We start from the raw sequence: 17,062 nt of genomic DNA, 5'->3' as shown, positions 1-17,062 counted from the left end.
CCGGCCCTACACCGTGACCTGCGTGCCGACCTCGACGACGCGCCCGGTCGGGATCTGGAAGAAGCTCGTCGCGTCCGTCGCGCTCTTGGTCAGGCTGATATAGAGCTTGTCCTGCCAGATCGGCATGCCCGATTGCGGCGAGGCCTTGATCGAGCGCCGCGACAGGAAGAACGAGGTCGACATGATGTCGAACTTGAAGCCCTGCTTGCGCAGCATGGCGAGGCCCTTGGGCACGTTCGGGCTCTCCATGTAACCGTAGACCATCTCGATGCGCCAGAAATCGTCGGTGATACGCGAGAGCCGGACGCGCTCCTCCTCGGCGACGCGCGGCGTGTCGGCCGAGCGCACGGTCAGGATGACGTTGCGCTCATGCAGCACCTTGTTGTGCTTGAGGTTGTGGAGCAGCGAAGCCGGCGCCGTCTGCGGGTCGCTGGTCAGGAACACCGCCATGCCCTTGACCCGGTAGGGCGGGCTCTTGGCCAGCATGCCGACCAGCTCGAGCAGCGGCACGTCGGTCTTGCGGGTCTTGTCGAAGAGGATGCGGGTGCCGCGCACCCAGGTCGCCATCAGCAGCACCAGGGACGCCGCCATCAGCACCGGCACATAGCCGCCGCTGAACAGCTTCAGCAGATTGGCGGAGAAGAAGGCGACGTCGATCAGCAGGAAGGGCACGATGACCACCGCGGTCGCGGTCACGCTCCAGCGCCAGCCCTTGCTGATGACGATGAAGGCGAGCAGCGAATCGACCACCATCGCGCCGAAGACCGAGATGCCATAGGCATGTGACAGGTCCGACGAGCTCCGGAACGTCCAGACCAGCAGCAGCACGACGATCAGCAGCATCGCGTTGACGCGCGGGATGTAGATCTGCCCCGACGTGTGCTCCGAGGTGTGCCGGATCTCGAGCCGCGGCAGCAGGCCGAGCTGGATCGCCTGGCGCGTCAGCGAGAAGGCGCCGGTGATCACCGCCTGGCTGGCGATGATCGTCGCGATCGTCGCCATGATCACGAGCGGCAGGATGAAGCCTTCCGGCGCCAGCCGGTAGAACGGGTTCTCGATCGCCGTCGGGTCCGACAGGATCAGGGCGCCCTGGCCGAGATAGTTCAGCCACAGCGCCGGGAACACCAGGTAGAGCCAGGCCGAGCGGATCGGCCCGCGCCCGAAATGGCCCATATCGGCATAGAGCGCCTCGGCGCCCGTGACCGAAAGACAGACCGCGCCCAGCACCGCCAGCGAGACGCCCGGGTGCAGCACGAAGAACTGCAGGCCGTAATAGGGGTTGATCGAGGTCAGGATGCTGAAATCGTCGGAAAGGTGATAGAGCCCGAGCCCCGCCAGCGTCAGGAACCAGACCATCATCACGGGGCCGAAGAAAATGGCGACCTTGGCGGTTCCCCGGCTCTGGACGAGGAAGAGCGCGATCAGGATCCCCGAGGCGATCGTGACGACGTATTCGCTGAGCGCCGGCGTCACCAGCTTGATGCCTTCCACCGCCGAAAGCACCGAGATCGCCGGCGTGATCACCGCGTCGCTGTAGAACAGCGCCGCCCCTGCCATGCCGAGGAAGAGCACGACGCCGCCCCGCATGCGCCCGAGCGCGCGCTGCGCCAACGCCACCAGCGTCAGCGTGCCGCCTTCGCCGTTATTGTCGGCGCGCAGCAGCAGCACGACATATTTCAGCGTCACCACCAGCACCAGCGACCACAGGATCAGCGACAGCACGCCGATGACCACCGTCCTTGGAATCGGCGTGGTCAGGGCGATGTCGACCGCGCTGCCATGTCCACCACTGCTCGCTCCGGTCGCGGCCAGCACGGTCTCGCGCAACGCATAGAGCGGGCTGGTGCCGATATCGCCATAGACGACGCCGAGCGCGCCGATCGCCAGGGTCGCATAGCTGGCGGTCGAATGGCCGCCCGGCCCGGGGGCGCCGTGACCGTCGTCGAGACCGAAACGGGAATCCCCGGCCTTGGCGGCCGGTGGACTCGGTTGGTCATGCCCCATCAGGCTTCTCCGCGGGTGCTGCAGCGCAGCGAAAGGCCGGGGCCTCTAGCACGACCCGGCCGAACCGCATAGGCACCGGCCGCGATCGCGTGTTCGGGAGGCAGTCTCACTCCGCGGCATCGGCGCGAGCGCCGTAGCGCCGCTCGATATAGGTATTGACCATGTCCTTGAATTCGCTGGCGATGCCGGCGCCCCGCAAGGTCGCGACCTTGCGGCCGTCGACGAAGACCGGCGCGGTCGGCGCCTCGCCGGTTCCGGGCAGGGAAATGCCGATATCGGCGTGCTTGGATTCGCCCGGGCCGTTCACGATGCAGCCCATCACGGCGACGTTGAGCGCCTCGACGCCCGGATAGCGCGTCTTCCACTCCGGCATCGAGGTCGAGATCCAGCTCTGGATGTCGCGGGCGAGTTCCTGGAACACCGTCGAGGTCGTGCGCCCGCAACCGGGGCAGGCCGCGACCAGCGGCACGAAGGCGCGGAACCCCATGGTCTGCAGCAGCTCCTGCGCCGCCTTGACCTCGAGCGTGCGGTCTCCGCCGGGCTCCGGCGTCAGCGAGAAGCGGATCGTGTCGCCGATGCCGTCCTGCAGCAGGATGCCGAGCGCAGCCGACGAGGCGACCAGCCCCTTCGAGCCCATGCCGGCCTCGGTCAGGCCGAGATGGATGGCATAGTCGCCGCGCCGCGCCAGCATGCGGTAGACCGCGATCAGGTCCTGCACGCCGGAGACCTTGGCCGACAGGATGATCCGGTCCTTGCCGAGCCCGATCTCCTCGGCGCGCTGCGCCGAGAGCAGCGCCGATTGCACCATCGCCTCGCGCATCACCGCGCGCGCATCGAGCGGCTGCACGGAGACGGCGTTCTCGTCCATCAGCGCCGTCAGCAGCTCCTGGTCGAGCGAGCCCCAGTTGGCGCCGATGCGCACCGCCTTGCCGTGCCTGATGGCGAGCTCGACGATCTGGCCGAACTGGCGGTCCTTCTTGTCCTTGAAGCCGACATTGCCCGGGTTGATCCGGTATTTCGCCAGGGCTTCGGCGCAGGCCGGATGATCACTCAGCAGCTTGTGGCCGATATAGTGGAAATCGCCGATCAGCGGCACGTCGATGCCGAGGATGTCGAGCCGCTCGCGGATATGCGGCACCGCGGCCGCCGCCTCGTCGCGATCGACCGTGATCCGCACCAGCTCGGAGCCGGCCCGCGCCAGTGCCGCGACCTGACCGACGGTCGCCGCGATATCGGCCGTGTCGGTATTGGTCATCGACTGCACGACGATCGGCGCGCCGCCGCCGACCTCGACCGCGCCGACCTTGACGGGAACCGTCAGCCGTCGTGGCGCCGGCCCGGCAGTTTCCGAGAGCATGCCCGGCAGGACCGTCTCATTCATGGGCGTGCGCGCTCCGGCAATGGTCGCAGCGGCCGACGATCTCGACGACCTGATAGGAGGGCACGAATTGGCGCCCCTGGGCGATCGACGTCACCGCCTTGCGCATGGCGGGCGAGGAATCCTCGTCGACGCCGCCGCAGACCTCGCAGATCAGGAAGGCGACGACATCGCCGGCGCCATGCCCGTGCAGGCAGGCGATATAGGCGTTGCGCGAGCTCAGGCGGTGCACGAAGCCCTGCTCGACCAGGAAGTCGAGCGCGCGATAGACCGAGATCGGCGCCAGGCGCCGGCCGCCGGGAGGCGAGATCCTGTCGGCGAGGTCATAGGCCCCGACCGGGCGATGGTCGGCATGCAGCGCCTCGAGCGCCTTGCGCCGGATCGGCGTCAGCCTGAGGCCCCGCTCGCGGCAGACCTGCTCGGCCCGCGCCAGCGCTTCCGCGGCGTGGCGCTGATGGTCATGGGCGTGGCGGCAGGCCGCGTGATCATGGCCGTCATGCGTGTCGGCGTGTGGCTGCATTTTCATCATGTTGCGTTGCAATACTACATCGGGCAACGTGCCGCGACCGCTTTGCGGCGGCGGAAAGCCTGCCCGTCCAGAGTGCAATCTAAGCACTTTCTCAGCCCATGTCAGGAGCCTGACGCTCATGTTCCTCAAAGACCGCACCGCGCTCGTCACCGGATCGACCTCCGGCATCGGCCTCGCCTATGCCCGCGCGCTTGCCACCGAAGGCGCCCATCTCGTCATCAACGGCATCATGCCGGCAGCCGATGCCGAGGCGCTGCGAACGGGGCTGGAAAAGGAATTCGGCGTCAGGGCGCTGTTCTCGCCGGCCGACATGACCAAGCCGGCCGAGATCGCCGCCATGGTCGCCGAGGCCGAGAAGGCGTTCGGCGCGGTCGACATCCTCGTCAACAATGCCGGCATCCAGCATGTCGCGCCGGTCGACGAGTTCCCGATCGAGAAATGGGACCAGATCATCGCGATCAACCTGTCCTCGGCCTTCCACACCACCCGCGCCGCCCTGCCCAGGATGAAGGCCAAGGGCTGGGGCCGGATCATCAACACGGCGAGCGCCCATGCCTTCGTCGCCTCGCCGTTCAAATCGGCCTATGTCTCGGCCAAGCACGGCATCGCCGGCTTCACCAAGACCGTGGCACTCGAGGTCGCGACCAACGGCATCACCGTCAACGCCATCGCGCCCGGCTATGTCTGGACGCCGCTGGTCGAGAAGCAGATCCCCGACACGATGAAGGCGCGCAACATGACCAAGGAACAGGTCATCAACGACGTGCTGCTGCTGGCCCAGCCGACCAAGGAATTCGTCACCGTCGAGCAGGTCGCAGCGCTCGCGCTCTTCCTCTGCACCGACGCGGCGAAATCGATCACCGGCGCGACCCTGCCGATGGATGGCGGCTGGACCGCCGCGTGACCGGACGCCGCAAGAGCTCCTCGCGGCTGGTCGCCGGCCTCGCCGGCCCCAAGGCCGAGAAGACGATATCGCTCGCGCTCCAGGGCGGCGGCGCGCATGGCGCCTTCAGCTGGGGCGTGCTCGACGCGATCCTGGAGGACGGCCGGCTCGCGATCGAGGCGCTCTCGGGCACCAGCGCCGGCGCCATGAACGCCGTCGTCCTCAGCGAAGGCTGGATCGACGGCGGCCTCGACGGCGCCCGCACCCAGCTCGAGACCTTCTGGCGGCGGATCAGCGTCGACGGCAAATATGGCGGCTCGGAGCGCTCGCTGATCGACACCATGCTCGGCGCCTGGGGCAACAGCAACACGCCGCCGGCCCTGCTCTGGTTCGAGATGTTCTCGAAGGTCGCCAGCCCCTATGACGTCAACCCGCTCAACATCAACCCGCTGCGCGGCGTGATCTCCGACCTGATCGATTTCGACAAGGTCCGCGCCTGCCAGGCGGTGAAGCTCTTCATCGCCGCGACCAATGTCCGCACCGGCAAGATCAAGGTCTTCAACGGCGACGAGCTGACGCCGGACCACGTCATGGCCTCGGCCTGCCTGCCCATGCTGTTCCAGGCCGTCGAGATCAAGGGCGAGGCCTATTGGGACGGCGGCTATATGGGCAACCCGGCCCTGTTCCCGCTGTTCTACGAAGCCCATTGCGACGACATCATGCTGGTCCAGATCAACCCGATCCAGCGCAAGGAACTGCCGACCAACGCGCGCGCCATCCAGGACCGGCTGAACGAGATCACCTTCAACGCCTCGCTGCTGCGCGAATTGCGCGCCATCGATTTCGTCAACCGCCTCGTCGATGCCGGCAAGCTGCCGATCGACGAATACAAGCGCGTGCTGATGCACCGGATCGATGGCGGCCCGCCGCTCGCCGAGCTGACCAGCTCGACCCGGATGAACGCGGAATGGGACTTCCTGCTGCGCCTGCGCGACATGGGCCGCGCGGCGGCGAAGCGCTGGCTGAAGCGCAATTACGAGGCGATTGGCAAGCAGGCGACGCTGGACCTGAAGGAGGCGATCAGCTGAGCTCGGCCTCGCCGCCGCTCAAGCCAGCCGCCAGACCGCGCTCTTCTTGATCTCGGCATCCTCCAGCGAGCGCGTCACCGGCACCTGATAGCTCGCGAGCTCGACGAGCCGGTCCTTGGGCAGGTAGCTTCGTCCCGGATCGCCGATCAGCACTTCGGCGCCGCGTACCGCCAGGCCGGAGAGCCAGCCGATCGCGCTCTCCGCCATCGCCCGTTCGTAGCAGACGTCGCCGGCGCAGATCACGTCCCAGCCACCGTCGCAGCCGACCAGATCGTCCAGCCGGACCGAGAGCGAAACACCGTTCGCCGCGGCGTTCAGCGCCATCGCCTCGGCCGCGAATGCATCGATGTCGCAGGCCTCGACATGTCCCGCACCGGCCTTGGCCGCCGCGATCGCGACCAGGCCCGAGCCGCTGGCGAAATCGAGGACGCGCTTGCCGCGCACGGTCTCAGGATGGTCGAGCAGGTAGCGCGCCAGTGCCTGCCCGCCAGCCCAGGCAAAGGCCCAGAAGGGCGGCGGCAGGCCGATCGTGGCGAGCTCGTCCTCGGTCTTCTGCCAGAGCTCGGTCGCCTCCTCGGCGACATGCAGCGAAATCTCGGGCGCGTGAGGGACGGGCAGGAGCCGCGTGTGCCGGAGGATGAAGCCGCGCCGGTCGAGCGTCGCCTCCCCGCTCACGCGGCGACATCCGCGGTCGGCCGCGCCAGCAGCGACCGGTAGAGCGCCTTGACCGCATCCATCACGTCGCGCTCGGTATGCCCGTCGAGCAGACGCGCTCGGGCGCTCGCTCCCATGCGCTCGACCAGTCCGGGCGCGCCGGCGAGCACGATCAGGGCCCTGGCGAGCGCCGCCGCGTCGTCGGGCGGCACGACCATCCCGTCCTGCCCGTCGCGCACGAAGCTGCGGCAGCCCGGCACGTCCGTGGTCAGGATCGCCCGGCCGCATGAGGCCGCCTCCAGGATCGAACGCGGCAGGCCTTCGCCGCCGCGCGAGGGCAGGCAGCAGAGCTGGTGCGCCCGCCAGACGCCCTCGATATCGCGCGTCGGCCCGGCCCAGGTCACGCCCGGCCGCGCCGCCCACTCCTTCAGGGTCGCTTCCGGGATCGCCTTGGGATTGGACGGGTCCGGCGCGCCATGGATCGTCAGCTCGACGCGCGCACCCTGGGCACGGGCCAGCCTCACCGCCTCGACCGCGAGGTCGACGCCCTTCGACCAGAGCATGCGCGCGACCAGCGCGACCTTGAGCGGCGGCTGCGGCGGCATCGGCTCCGGCATCAGCACCAGCGGATCGACCCCTGCCCCGCCGACGAGCGCGACCTTGGAGGCATCCTGCGGATCGAGCCCGAGCATGACGGGATCGTCCGGATTCTCGAACAGGAACCGCACCTGCGGCCCGTCAACCGCCTCGCGCATCCAGAACCGTGCGGCGAGTCGGGCTGCAGCCGCCAGCTTGTCCTGCCTCGCGCCCAGGAAGCCCAGGCCCGTCAGCGCATAGACCCGCCGCTCGACGCCGGCGAACTTGCCGGCGAGCCCCGCCAGCGCGATCGGCTTCAGCGCGATGCAATGCAGGATATCGGGCCGCTCGGCCGCGATCAGGCGCTTCAGCGCCCTGACCTGCCGGAACAGCGCCAGCGGCGACAGGCTGCGCCGCTCGGCCTCGAGCGCGATCAGCCTGGCTCCCGTCGACTCGATGACGCGTCGATGCTGGCGTTCGCGGGCGATGACGGCGACCTCGAAATCGAGCTCGCGTGCCGCCCGCGCCATCGGCAGGAAATGCGAGGCGAAGAACCAGTCCTCGGTGACGACGAAAAGAAGCTTGGGGCGGCGCATGGCGCCATCAGGCCGATGCGGGCGCGAAGGTCAAGCGAGAGTGACAGCCGCTATCCCAGGGCGCCCAATGGCGGGAGCCCACCAGACGACGCAACCTGTCATTCCTGCAGCCGCGCGCAAAATACCCGCTCAATTTTGCCAATCGAATACCGATAGTCCCCGATATGAATTCCATCAGGTAGAGCGTCCGTCTTCGCCTGACTGAAATTTTCGGAACGAGCATCAACCCAAGGGTCGATAAAAGTACACATGGCTCCAGCGCACATTTGGCTAAGCCCATCCGAGTAAAGCTTGACCGACTCGATGTCGAAGATACGACCGAGATCGGAACCGATCGGCGCAACAGCGGATACCACAACTTTGGCACCATGTCGGCGCAGGTCGGAGACCATGGACTGAATTGTTTTCAACCATGCGTCACGTGCGCCCGACGGGTCATGCTTCCAAAGCAGATCATTTGTGCCCACGACGATCAAAGCCGCAGCGGGCGGTTTGCGCAAATCCAATCTGGCCAGTTGATCTTTGACGTCTCGCGCCTTCAGCCCCGAAATGGCGGCGTTGACGATCGGCACTCCGCAGTCGAACGAGGCCTTTCCGAGCCCTTCTCCATTGGAATCTCCGAGCAGAAGCAGAAATGGGGAAGTCTGTCTTGAGATCTCCTGGTTGATCTTCGGCAACGCCGCGTCAGCGATGGACCGGGCAGAAGGCGGACCTTTTTTGTCGTAAAGAAAAAACAGGCCCGCACCGCAGGTCAAAACAAACAGAATCGAAAGGATAAGCTTCGGGAATTGAAATAAGTAGGTTTTTTTATTTGCTAAAAGCTTCTTATAACCAAACGGTGCCTTCGCCGAATGCATCGAGAATTCCAGTGAGCCGTAGATGAATGCAAATAGGATAGAGGCAAGGCTCACAGAGTCGAACTACATGCAATAGCAAGCAGCTCTTCTAAATTGAATTTCTACAACTGTTGTTCTTCTGCAACCAGCCGGCGGCGGTTGGCTCCATCCACGGCACCCCGTCGAGCAGCCGCGCTGCCATCGCCCTCGCCGGTCACAGCCAACTATATCTCGCACGCCGGTCCGCGCCGTGATAACCGACCGGCCCCATGATGCATTTCGGAGAGGCTAGATTGCTTGCCCTGACCGGTCCGTCCTTCGAGCAGAAGTTGATCGATGCCGATCGACGTCCGGCTGGCTTCGATTATCTCCGAATTGGATTGTCACTTGCCGTCATCTGGTCGCACTCCTTCGGCGTGGCTTACGGCGTAGGGTATATTTACGAGAATTTTTCCGGAGGGCTCAGGCCATTCCTGGCAATGATTCTCCCAGCTTTCTTTGCACTGTCGGGCTTTCTCGTCGCTGGAAGCTTGGAGCGGAGCAGAACGCTTCTCTCCTTCCTTGGGCTACGCGTGTTACGCTTGGTGCCCGCCCTCGCTGTCGAGATTTTCCTGGCCGCCGTCTTCATCGGCTTCTGGTTCACGACGCTGCCCTACGAGGCGTATTTTCTGAGCACGGGATTTATGCGTTATTTCCTGAACGTGCTGGGAATAGTACAATTTTACTTGCCGGGCGTATTCTACGACAATCCATGGCCACGACTGGTCAACGGACAGCTATGGACGTTACCCTACGAGCTATATTCTTACATCGCCCTTGCACTTCTGGCTGTATTCGGTCTCGTTCGCGGTGATCGGCGCTTTATCATCGCGATTTTCGTAATCAATATTACTGTATTCATAATATATTTCCTGATCAAGAACTCGAGGCCGGGAGTGACAGTGTCGGGGCCTGTCCTCGTTCTCTGCTTTCTGTATGGAGTCGGGTTTTATATTTTTCGCCATAGGATCATTTGGAACCGGCTGATTTTTTTCGCCGCTGCAATCGCGACATTGATCTGTCTGAGTTTCCGCGTCGGCGACTATCTCGTTGGCATCCCCTGCGCCTATGTCACGATATTTCTTGGGCTGACCACGCCCCGACGACGGTGGATCGTTTCATCCGGCGACTATAGCTACGGGCTCTTCCTCTATGGATTTCCGGTTCAGCAAGCCGTCGTGGCGGCAATGGGCCCGGCTGGCCGACATTGGTGGATCAACACCGCAATTTCGGGAGCATTGGCATTTGGACTGTCTTACATATCCTGGCACCTCGTTGAGAAGAACGCGCTTAAGCTGAAGATCCGTCTGATTGACTTCGAAACCAGGATCTTTGGAGCCGCCGGCAATGAGGGGATAGCGGCCAAATCGAAACGGCTGTGGCCGTTTGCCTTTGGCCGCTTCAGAGACAGCTGAATCACGACCTGACCGTCGGCGAAATCATGATGAAAGCTGCCGATGCTCTCATAACGAACAGAGACGCGTTCTCGACTCAAGAAACGGATCCGGCCCTCCGGAGCGACCGGAAGGCCGGGGTGGTGAAGAGCAAGGGAACGCTCGCTCAGTAGACGCTGCAGACCCGGCGGTGGCCGACGACTTCGCCGAAGCGGTTGAGGCGCTCGACCAGCTCGCAGCGGCGGACCGGGACATCGTCCTCATAGGCCGGCTCGGCATAGGCGCTGCTGGCGGAGGCCGCGAGCAGGCCGCCGACGGCGAGCGCTCCGACGATACCGGCGCCGACGCCCCAATGCGGGCCGCGATGGCGCGGGCGGGCCTCGGCGCCGCCGGCGGTGGCGAGGATCGCGGTGCCCAGGGTAAGGGCGGCGAGGGTGGCGGTCATGCTCTTCTTGAAATTGGTCATCGTCCTGTCTCCTGTGGTCCGTTCGGGAGCGAACCATTCGCCCTCCATGACCATTGGTCGCGGCGGGCACGGAGAAGGTTCAAAGGCGATGCGATATTATTTTCAGGGCCTGACGGCGGAGACCGGCAGCGCCCGCGCCAGCGCCGCCGGGACGTCGATGCGGCCGGCGCCGAAGAGCGGGTCGCGCCCCTTCGCGCCGAGATCGATCGCGCTGTCGCTGAGGAGCTTGCGCACGCCTTCGAGGTCGAGGTCGGGCCGTTTCTCGAGCAGGAGTGCGACCAGGCCGGAAACATGTGCCGCCGCGATCGAGGTGCCGGACGAAAAGGCGTAGCGCCCCTCGGGCTCTGCGGCGAGCACGTCGACGCCGGGCGCCGCCACGGCGACATAGTCGCCGCGATTGGCGCTGGGGAAGAGCTTGTCCTCGGCGTCGGTGGCGGTCACGGCGATGACGTTCGGATCGGCGCCCGGATAGAGCGGAGCGGCCTTGGTCCCGCCATTGCCGGCAGCGGCGATCGCGACGATGCCCTTGCCCCGCGCCCCGGCGAGCGAGCGCGACATGAGCCGGTCCTGCGGGCCGGCGAAGCTCAGATTGAACACGCGCGCGCCTTCGCCTGCCGCCCAGTCGAGCGCGCTGAGGATATGGAAGGTCGTGCCGTTCGCCGCGCCGGGCGTTCCGCTGCCGGTGAAGGCGCGGGCCGCCAGCAGACGGGCCGCCGGCGCGACGCCCTGCAGCTGCGCCTGCGCCAGGATCGCCGCCGCCATGGCGGTGCCGTGCGCATGCGGCTGGACCTCGCCGCCGAGCGCATCGAACGACCCCGCGACGACGCCCTGAAGCTCGGGATGCGCCATGTCGGCCCCGGAATCGATCACCGCGACCCGGATCTTCTCGCCGCGTACCAGCTTGTGCGCATCCTCGAGCGCGAGCTTTTCGACGACATATTGCGGCTGCAGCTCGCGCTTCGGCGCGACGGCGACCAGCGGCTCGACCGGCGGCAGGTCCGGAACCGCGATGACAGGAGCAGGCTCGTCCGGCTTCGCAGGCGGCATCTCGGGCGCCGGCAATGCCGTGCCAGCCGGCTGGGCTGCGTCCTTCGTCACCTCCTGCTGCAATGTGTAGAGATAATTCGGCTGGGCGCTGGCCACTTGGCGGTCGCGCGCCATCTCGGCCAGGACCGTGCGGGCGCTGCGGCCGCCATCGAGCCGGGCGCGAATGATGGTGACGCCCGCGAGATCGAACCGCCGGCTCGCCATGAGCGTCGCGCGATGGCGACGCAGGACGGCATCGGCCTGGGCATTCGGCGCAAGCTCGAACAGGATCTCCTTGCTCACCAGCCGGTCTTCGCTCGCCGGCGGCACGATCACGTTCGGCTGGCGCGGCGCCGGACGTGCGATGCGGGGCGGCGGCGCGGCGGGTGGAGGAGCGGCATGACGGGTGCGGGCCGGCGCAGCCTGGCGCACCGGTGGCGGCGGCCGCTTCCTGCGCAGGACGGGCGCCTCCTCCTCGTAATCCTCGACGATCACGGGCCGGCGCGGCCGGCGCGGGCGCGGCAATTCGGGCTCATAGGGATCGTAGACGGGCGGGCGCCTTGCATGGTCGATGATCAGGCCACCGACGATGCCGCCGCCGACCGCCGGTCCCCAGCCGCCCGGCCCCCGCCCGGGAGGATAGCGGGACGGGCGGCCCTCGCGACCGGGATTGCGCATGCCCGGATAGGGCCTGGCCGCAGGCATGCGCCCGATCGCCTGGTTGCGCTCGAACCCTTGCCGGCCGCCCCTGTACTCCTGCGCGAAGACGGAAGCGGGAGGGCCGAGCCCGACCAGGAGCGCGAGCCCGGCGCAACCGATCAGCCGCGCCAGCCGCGATGTCGATGCGTCATCGTGATGACGGGGCATGACGGCCTTCCTCTCCTCACCCAAGGTTAGCATGCGGGCATCCCGGCCGCGACGGCTCACGGCGCCGGCGCGACGAAGCTGACGATCGAACCTTCCGCCTTCATCCGGGCGGCGATGGCGTCGACCTGCGCCGGCGACAGCTTGGCGTCGCCGACGCGCACCTTGAAGAAGCCGTTGGCGCGCGGCCCGTCGACCACCGAGGCGTCGTAGCGCTTGAAGAAGGCGGCGATGTCGACCGCCTTCGCCTCCGGCGCGAAGCTGAGCAGCACATAGCGCTCGGAGGACTGGGCGCCCGGCGCCGAGGCCGTCTCGAAACCGCTGCCGCCGCCGCGCAGGGCAAAGCCCGTCAGGGCGACGCCCTGCAGCGCGATCAGCGCCAGCGCGGCGGCGCTGGCATAGGCGAGCCGGCGCGGCGGTTGCGCCGCCAGCCATTGCCCGAGCCAGCTCAGCAATCCGCCACGCGCCCGCGCCAGCAGCGGCGCCTGCCGCGGCTCGGCCTCGATCCCGGCCATCAGCCGGTCGAGCGCACGCGGCGAGGGCGCGCCCAGGCTCTCGTTCAGCAGGATCGTCTCGGCCATGTCCTCGCGGATGATCTCCAGCCGCATGGCGAGTTCCGGATCGGTCGCGAGCGCCTTTTCGACACGCGCCTTGTCGGCCGCCGAAATCCGGCCATTGGCGTAGAAGGGCAGCAGTGCCTCGATCTCCGCCCGCCTCGGGTCGGTCTCGATATCGTCAGTCATGACAGACCTCCCTGAAAGTTGTGGGTTGGGATTGGGCTGACCGTCTCATGGCCAGCCCCGGTCGATGCCGGCAGCCTTGAGCGCTTCGCCCAGCTTCTTGCGGGCATGGAAGAGCCGCGTCTTGACGGTGTTCTCGGGGATGCCGACGATCCGCGCCACCTCCTCGACCGAGGTCTCGTGATAATAGACGAGATCGATGACCTCGCGATGCTCCAGGCTGAGCTTCGCAAGACAGGCCCGGATGGCGAGACCCTTGTCCTGTTTCTGCAGCACGATCTCCGGGTCGTCGGCCTCGTCCTCGATGCTTTCGGCGAATTCGTCGTCGAGCCCGGCCTCGCGCCGCTTGCGCAGCAGCGAATAGGCCTTGTTGCGGGTGATCGCGAGCAGCCAGGTCGTGACGCTGGCGCGCGCCTCGAACCGGTCGGCCTGCCGCCAGAGATCCATGAACACGTCACTGATCACATCCTCCGCCATCGTCTCGTCGCGGACGAGCCGCAGCGCGAAACGATAGACATGCACCTGGTGCCGCGAGAACAGCACCTTCATGGCGAGCCGGTCGCCCGAGGCGATGCGCTTGACGAGGTCTTCGTCGGTTTCGGTATGCATCGCGCCCGAGGCCCTGCATGCCGGCTCGACCGTTGGTCGCGGTGAGTACGGCGAAGGTTCAATCCGGCGCGAGATTAATGCGTCACGCGTATTGCGCCAGCCATTTGCTGAGCCGCACGGCGCCTTTGCCGACGCCGGTCACTCCTCGACCGCGACCGCTCGCACTCGCCGGAAGGACGGCAGCAAGATCAGCGCCAGCAGCACCGCGGCGGCGATCAGCAGCGTCAGGCTGATCGGGCTCAGGAATATCGTCGCGTTGCCGTTCGAGAGCAGCATGGCGCGGCGCAGGTTCTCTTCCATCAGCGGACCGAGGATGAAGGCCAGGACCAAGGGCGCCAGCGGGCATTTCAGCAGCGCGAAGACGACACCGGCGAGCCCGAACAGCGCCAGCAGCGCGACCTCGAAGACGCTGCTGTTCACCGTGTAGATGCCGATGCAGCAGAACAGCAGGATCGCCGGGAAGAGCAGCCGGTAGGGCACGGCGAGCAGCCGGACCCAGAGCCCGATCATCGGCAGGTTGATCACCAGCAGCATCAGGTTGCCGATCCACATCGAGGCGATCAGGCCCCAGAACAGGCTGGGCTGTGCGGTGGCGAGGTTCGGGCTCGGCGCGATGCCATGGATCAGCATGGCCCCGGCCATCATCGCCATCACCGAGTTGCTCGGGATGCCGAGCGCCAGCATCGGGATGAAGGAGGCCTGCGCGCCGGCATTGTTGGCGGCCTCCGGCCCGGCCACACCTTCGATCGCGCCATGGCCGAAGCGCTCCGGCGTCGCCGAGATCTTCTTCTCGATCGAATAGGCGGCAAAGGAGCCCATCATCGCGCTGCCGCCGGGCAAGATGCCGAGCAAGGCGCCGAGCCCCGTGCCGCGAACGGCCGCCGGCCAGGCCGCGCGAAAATCCTCGCGGGTCAGCCGCAGGGCCGAGACGGCATGGCGCTTGCCGCCCGTGGTATCGGGCTTGCCGAGATTGAGGGCGATCTCGGCAATGCCGAACACGCCCATCGAGATCACCGCGATGCCGATGCCGTCACGCAGTTCGGGAAAACCGAAGGTGAAGCGGTCGAGCCCCGTATTGACGTCGGCCCCGACCAGGCCGAGCAGCAGCCCGAGCAGGATCATCGCGATCGATCGCAGCAGCGAGCCATGCGCGAAGACGACCGCCGCGATCAGCCCGAGCACCATCAGCGAGAAATACTCGGCCGGGCCGAATTGCTGCGCCACGGCGGTCAGCGGCGGGCTGAAGAAGGCGATCAGCAAGGTGGTCACGGTGCCGGCGAAGAACGAGGCCAGCGCCGCCGTCGCGAGCGCCGCGCCCGCGCGTCCCTTGCGCGCCATCTCGTAACCGTCGAGGCAAGTCACGACCGACGAGGATTCGCCCGGCAGCCGCATCAGGATCGCTGTGGTCGAGCCGCCATATTGCGCGCCGTAATAGATGCCGGCGAGCATGATCAGGGCGGCCGTCGGTTCGAGGTAATAGGTCAGCGGCAGCAGCATCGCCATGGTGGCGATCGGGCCGAGCCCGGGCAGCACGCCGATCAGCGTGCCGATCAGGGAGCCCAGGAAGCAGTACCAGAGATTGGTCGGCGTGACCGCGACGGAGAGGCCCAGGCCCAGCGACTGGAGGATGTCGCTCATTGCGGCCAGACCGGAATCGCGAGCCTCAGCACATAGCCGAAGAGAACGACGCAGAAGCCGGCGAGCAACAGGGCGACCAGCGGCAGCTCGCGCCAGCGGATCTGTGCCTCCGAGCCGGCCGCGATGAGCACGGCGGCGAGGCAGGCGAAGAACAGCCCGAGCCGCTCGATCGAGGCTGCGAAGACCAGGATCGCGGCGCTGACCCAGAGGATCGGGCGAAGCGCGGTTCGCGGCAGGACCCAGTCGCGGCTCATCCAGCCCCGGACGATCCCGATCGCACCGATGCCGACGAGCCCGAAGGCAACGAGACGCGGCAGATAGCCCGGACCCATGTCGAGCGCGGAGCCCGCGGGATAGAGGCGGCCGAGATAGAGCGCGAGTCCACCGATCGCCGCGAACAGGAGGCCAGCCAGCAATTCGATCATGCCCTCGGCCGGGTCGTCGGCCTCCGGCTGAGGGTCGGGCGATTGCGCCGGTAGCGGCTCGTCCAGGTCCTTCATCGCGCCCTCCCCGGCTCGGTCGCGGCAACGCGCCTCGCACTCCGTCATGCTGCTTGCGTCCGCCGGATCAAGCGCTATGACTTAATAAGTCAGCTTTATATACTATTCATCGTCAGGCAAGCGCGGCACGATGCCCGGGCGCCTCGATATCCGCCCTGCCAGGAACCTGCGCCCATGACGATCGCCGATGTTCGGACCGTTGCCATCGACCAGGCCCTGTCCGACCCTGAATGGCGCTTCGCGCAAGGGCCGCTCGCCCGCATCCAGGGTCATGCGATCATCCTGACCAACAAGGCCGGCATTTCCGGCCACGGCTATTTCCGGGCAATGCCGCCCTGGTCCGAGCCGCTCGCGGCGATGAAGGCGACCTTCGACCATCTCGCCGAGATTCTCCCCGGCCAGGACGAGACCGCGATCGGCGCCGTGATGGACCAGCTCGACCGGCGCCTTCACGGCGTGCCGACGGTGAAGGGTGGCATCGAATGCGCGCTGTTCGATCTGAGGGCGCGCATGCTCGGTGTGCCGCTGCACGATCTCTATGGTGGCAAGAGGCAGGGCGCCTTCGCCAATACCCGCATCATCCCGTTGAAAACCGCGGCGCAAATGGCCGGCATCGCCGAAGGGCTGGCGGCCTCGGGCTTCAGGCATCTCAAGGTCAAGGTCTCGGGCGATCCGGCGCTCGATCTCGACCGCGTCCGCTGCGTGCGCGAGGCGGTCGGCGCCGAGATCCGGCTGATGATCGACGCCAACGAATCCTATACGCCCAAGCTCGCGGTCGCGACGATCAACGCGATGGCGCGCTTCGGCATCGATCTGGTCGAGCAGCCGACCTCGGCCACCGACTTCAAGAGCTTCATCCAGGTGGCGCGCGCGCTCGACATACCCGTCGAGGCCGATGAGAGCGCTCAGGACCTGCCCGCGATCATGCGGCTCGCGGAGGAAGGCGCGATCGAATCGATCAACCTGCGCATCCTGAATCTCGGAGGCCCGACGCGGACGCGGCAGGCGATCGCGATCTGCCAGGCCGCCGGCATCGGCTTCCGCTTCGGCGCCGTCTTCGGCTCGAGCATCGTGCATGCCCACACGCTGCATCTCGCAGCCAGCCTGCCGCAGCCGCGCTTTCCGCATGAATTCTCGGAGATGGCGCTGCTGATGGACGATCGCTTCTCGGGCCTCTCGGTCGAGAACGGCATGGTCGAGGTGCCGACAGGGCCGGGCACGGGGTTGACCCTGTCGGAATGA

General features: G+C 66.7%; 16 protein-coding genes. 4 read left to right on the top strand and 12 right to left on the bottom strand.

Annotated features, from left to right (window positions below; translation table 11 throughout):
- Window positions 1–6: 6 nt before the first annotated feature.
- From ACTIF2_RS25825 to ACTIF2_RS25815, 3 genes are all read right to left on the bottom strand, one after another.
- On the bottom strand, window positions 7–2,004 hold the full coding sequence (locus ACTIF2_RS25825; RefSeq protein ID WP_439500003.1) for a potassium transporter Kup: 1,998 nt from the start codon (window positions 2,002–2,004) through the stop codon (window positions 7–9).
- A 106-nt stretch (window positions 2,005–2,110) separates the two neighbouring features.
- On the bottom strand, window positions 2,111–3,385 hold the full coding sequence (gene ispG / locus ACTIF2_RS25820; RefSeq protein WP_439500002.1) for a flavodoxin-dependent (E)-4-hydroxy-3-methylbut-2-enyl-diphosphate synthase: 1,275 nt from the start codon (window positions 3,383–3,385) through the stop codon (window positions 2,111–2,113).
- A complete protein-coding gene (locus ACTIF2_RS25815; protein ID WP_439500001.1) occupies window positions 3,378–3,902 on the bottom strand; it encodes a transcriptional repressor in 525 nt (174 codons plus the stop codon). Before ACTIF2_RS25815 ends, ispG begins: the two co-directional genes overlap by 8 nt.
- Before the next feature lie 127 nt (window positions 3,903–4,029).
- Here ACTIF2_RS25815 and ACTIF2_RS25810 point away from each other — a divergent pair, with 127 nt between their 5' ends.
- Window positions 4,030–4,815 carry a 3-hydroxybutyrate dehydrogenase gene (locus ACTIF2_RS25810; protein WP_439500000.1) on the top strand — a complete coding sequence of 262 codons (786 nt, stop codon included), beginning with the start codon at window positions 4,030–4,032 and terminating at the stop codon, window positions 4,813–4,815.
- A complete protein-coding gene (locus ACTIF2_RS25805; protein ID WP_439499999.1) occupies window positions 4,812–5,882 on the top strand; it encodes a patatin-like phospholipase family protein in 1,071 nt (356 codons plus the stop codon). The genes ACTIF2_RS25810 and ACTIF2_RS25805 overlap by 4 nt, the downstream gene beginning before the upstream one ends.
- A gap of 18 nt (window positions 5,883–5,900) precedes the next feature.
- Here the strand turns inward: ACTIF2_RS25805 and ACTIF2_RS25800 are convergent, their stop codons facing one another.
- The 3 genes from ACTIF2_RS25800 to ACTIF2_RS25790 form a co-directional block, all read right to left on the bottom strand.
- A complete protein-coding gene (locus ACTIF2_RS25800) occupies window positions 5,901–6,557 on the bottom strand; it encodes a class I SAM-dependent methyltransferase (protein ID WP_439499998.1) in 657 nt (218 codons plus the stop codon).
- A complete protein-coding gene (locus ACTIF2_RS25795; RefSeq protein ID WP_439499997.1) occupies window positions 6,554–7,708 on the bottom strand; it encodes a glycosyltransferase family 4 protein in 1,155 nt (384 codons plus the stop codon). Before ACTIF2_RS25795 ends, ACTIF2_RS25800 begins: the two co-directional genes overlap by 4 nt.
- A gap of 98 nt (window positions 7,709–7,806) precedes the next feature.
- The gene (locus ACTIF2_RS25790; RefSeq protein WP_439499996.1) at window positions 7,807–8,565 is read right to left on the bottom strand and encodes an SGNH/GDSL hydrolase family protein; all 759 of its coding nucleotides are present in this window, start codon (window positions 8,563–8,565) and stop codon (window positions 7,807–7,809) included.
- Between the two features lie 272 nt (window positions 8,566–8,837).
- On the opposite strand from ACTIF2_RS25790, the gene ACTIF2_RS25785 reads away from it, so the two are divergent.
- Entirely contained in the window at window positions 8,838–9,998 is a 1,161-nt protein-coding gene (locus ACTIF2_RS25785) for an acyltransferase family protein (RefSeq protein WP_439499995.1), read from the top strand.
- Between the two features lie 145 nt (window positions 9,999–10,143).
- Here the strand turns inward: ACTIF2_RS25785 and ACTIF2_RS25780 are convergent, their stop codons facing one another.
- The 6 genes from ACTIF2_RS25780 to ACTIF2_RS25755 all read right to left on the bottom strand — a co-directional run bounded on the left by ACTIF2_RS25780 (window position 10,144) and on the right by ACTIF2_RS25755 (window position 15,820).
- The gene (locus ACTIF2_RS25780; RefSeq protein ID WP_439499994.1) at window positions 10,144–10,443 is read right to left on the bottom strand and encodes a hypothetical protein; all 300 of its coding nucleotides are present in this window, start codon (window positions 10,441–10,443) and stop codon (window positions 10,144–10,146) included.
- Between the two features lie 102 nt (window positions 10,444–10,545).
- Window positions 10,546–12,336 carry a S8 family serine peptidase gene (locus ACTIF2_RS25775; protein WP_439499993.1) on the bottom strand — a complete coding sequence of 597 codons (1,791 nt, stop codon included), beginning with the start codon at window positions 12,334–12,336 and terminating at the stop codon, window positions 10,546–10,548.
- A 56-nt stretch (window positions 12,337–12,392) separates the two neighbouring features.
- Entirely contained in the window at window positions 12,393–13,076 is a 684-nt protein-coding gene (locus ACTIF2_RS25770; RefSeq protein ID WP_439499992.1) for a hypothetical protein, read from the bottom strand.
- A 45-nt stretch (window positions 13,077–13,121) separates the two neighbouring features.
- A complete protein-coding gene (locus ACTIF2_RS25765) occupies window positions 13,122–13,682 on the bottom strand; it encodes a sigma-70 family RNA polymerase sigma factor (RefSeq protein WP_439499991.1) in 561 nt (186 codons plus the stop codon).
- A 138-nt stretch (window positions 13,683–13,820) separates the two neighbouring features.
- Window positions 13,821–15,320, bottom strand: a complete 1,500-nt coding sequence (locus ACTIF2_RS25760; RefSeq protein WP_439499990.1) for a tripartite tricarboxylate transporter permease — start codon at window positions 15,318–15,320, stop codon at window positions 13,821–13,823.
- Window positions 15,317–15,820: a tripartite tricarboxylate transporter TctB family protein gene (locus tag ACTIF2_RS25755; RefSeq protein WP_439499989.1), complete on the bottom strand. Its 504-nt coding sequence runs from the start codon at window positions 15,818–15,820 to the stop codon at window positions 15,317–15,319. The genes ACTIF2_RS25760 and ACTIF2_RS25755 overlap by 4 nt, the downstream gene beginning before the upstream one ends.
- Before the next feature lie 174 nt (window positions 15,821–15,994).
- Between ACTIF2_RS25755 and ACTIF2_RS25750 the strand changes: the two genes are divergently transcribed.
- Window positions 15,995–17,062 carry a mandelate racemase/muconate lactonizing enzyme family protein gene (locus ACTIF2_RS25750; protein WP_439499988.1) on the top strand — a complete coding sequence of 356 codons (1,068 nt, stop codon included), beginning with the start codon at window positions 15,995–15,997 and terminating at the stop codon, window positions 17,060–17,062.

It is taken from the genome of Allobosea sp., from assembly GCF_051860145.1.
In the GTDB taxonomy this organism is placed as follows: domain Bacteria; phylum Pseudomonadota; class Alphaproteobacteria; order Rhizobiales; family Beijerinckiaceae; genus Allobosea.
This window is presented reverse-complemented; position numbering and strand designations above follow the sequence as displayed.

Bases quoted from the DNA above. Each gene is read 5' to 3' on its own strand.
- ACTIF2_RS25810 (WP_439500000.1), top strand. From the start codon at position 4,030: ATGTTCCTCAAAGACCGCACCGCGCTCGTCACCGGATCGACCTCCGGC.
- ACTIF2_RS25815 (WP_439500001.1), bottom strand. From the start codon at position 3,902: ATGCAGCCACACGCCGACACGCATGACGGCCATGATCACGCGGCCTGC.
- ACTIF2_RS25760 (WP_439499990.1), bottom strand. From the start codon at position 15,320: ATGAGCGACATCCTCCAGTCGCTGGGCCTGGGCCTCTCCGTCGCGGTC.
- ACTIF2_RS25770 (WP_439499992.1), bottom strand. From the start codon at position 13,076: ATGACTGACGATATCGAGACCGACCCGAGGCGGGCGGAGATCGAGGCA.
- ACTIF2_RS25780 (WP_439499994.1), bottom strand. From the start codon at position 10,443: ATGACCAATTTCAAGAAGAGCATGACCGCCACCCTCGCCGCCCTTACC.
- ACTIF2_RS25755 (WP_439499989.1), bottom strand. From the start codon at position 15,820: ATGAAGGACCTGGACGAGCCGCTACCGGCGCAATCGCCCGACCCTCAG.
- ACTIF2_RS25825 (WP_439500003.1), bottom strand. From the start codon at position 2,004: ATGGGGCATGACCAACCGAGTCCACCGGCCGCCAAGGCCGGGGATTCC.
- ACTIF2_RS25765 (WP_439499991.1), bottom strand. From the start codon at position 13,682: ATGCATACCGAAACCGACGAAGACCTCGTCAAGCGCATCGCCTCGGGC.
- ispG (WP_439500002.1), bottom strand. From the start codon at position 3,385: ATGAATGAGACGGTCCTGCCGGGCATGCTCTCGGAAACTGCCGGGCCG.
- ACTIF2_RS25750 (WP_439499988.1), top strand. From the start codon at position 15,995: ATGACGATCGCCGATGTTCGGACCGTTGCCATCGACCAGGCCCTGTCC.
- ACTIF2_RS25795 (WP_439499997.1), bottom strand. From the start codon at position 7,708: ATGCGCCGCCCCAAGCTTCTTTTCGTCGTCACCGAGGACTGGTTCTTC.
- ACTIF2_RS25790 (WP_439499996.1), bottom strand. From the start codon at position 8,565: ATGCATTCGGCGAAGGCACCGTTTGGTTATAAGAAGCTTTTAGCAAAT.
- ACTIF2_RS25775 (WP_439499993.1), bottom strand. From the start codon at position 12,336: ATGCCCCGTCATCACGATGACGCATCGACATCGCGGCTGGCGCGGCTG.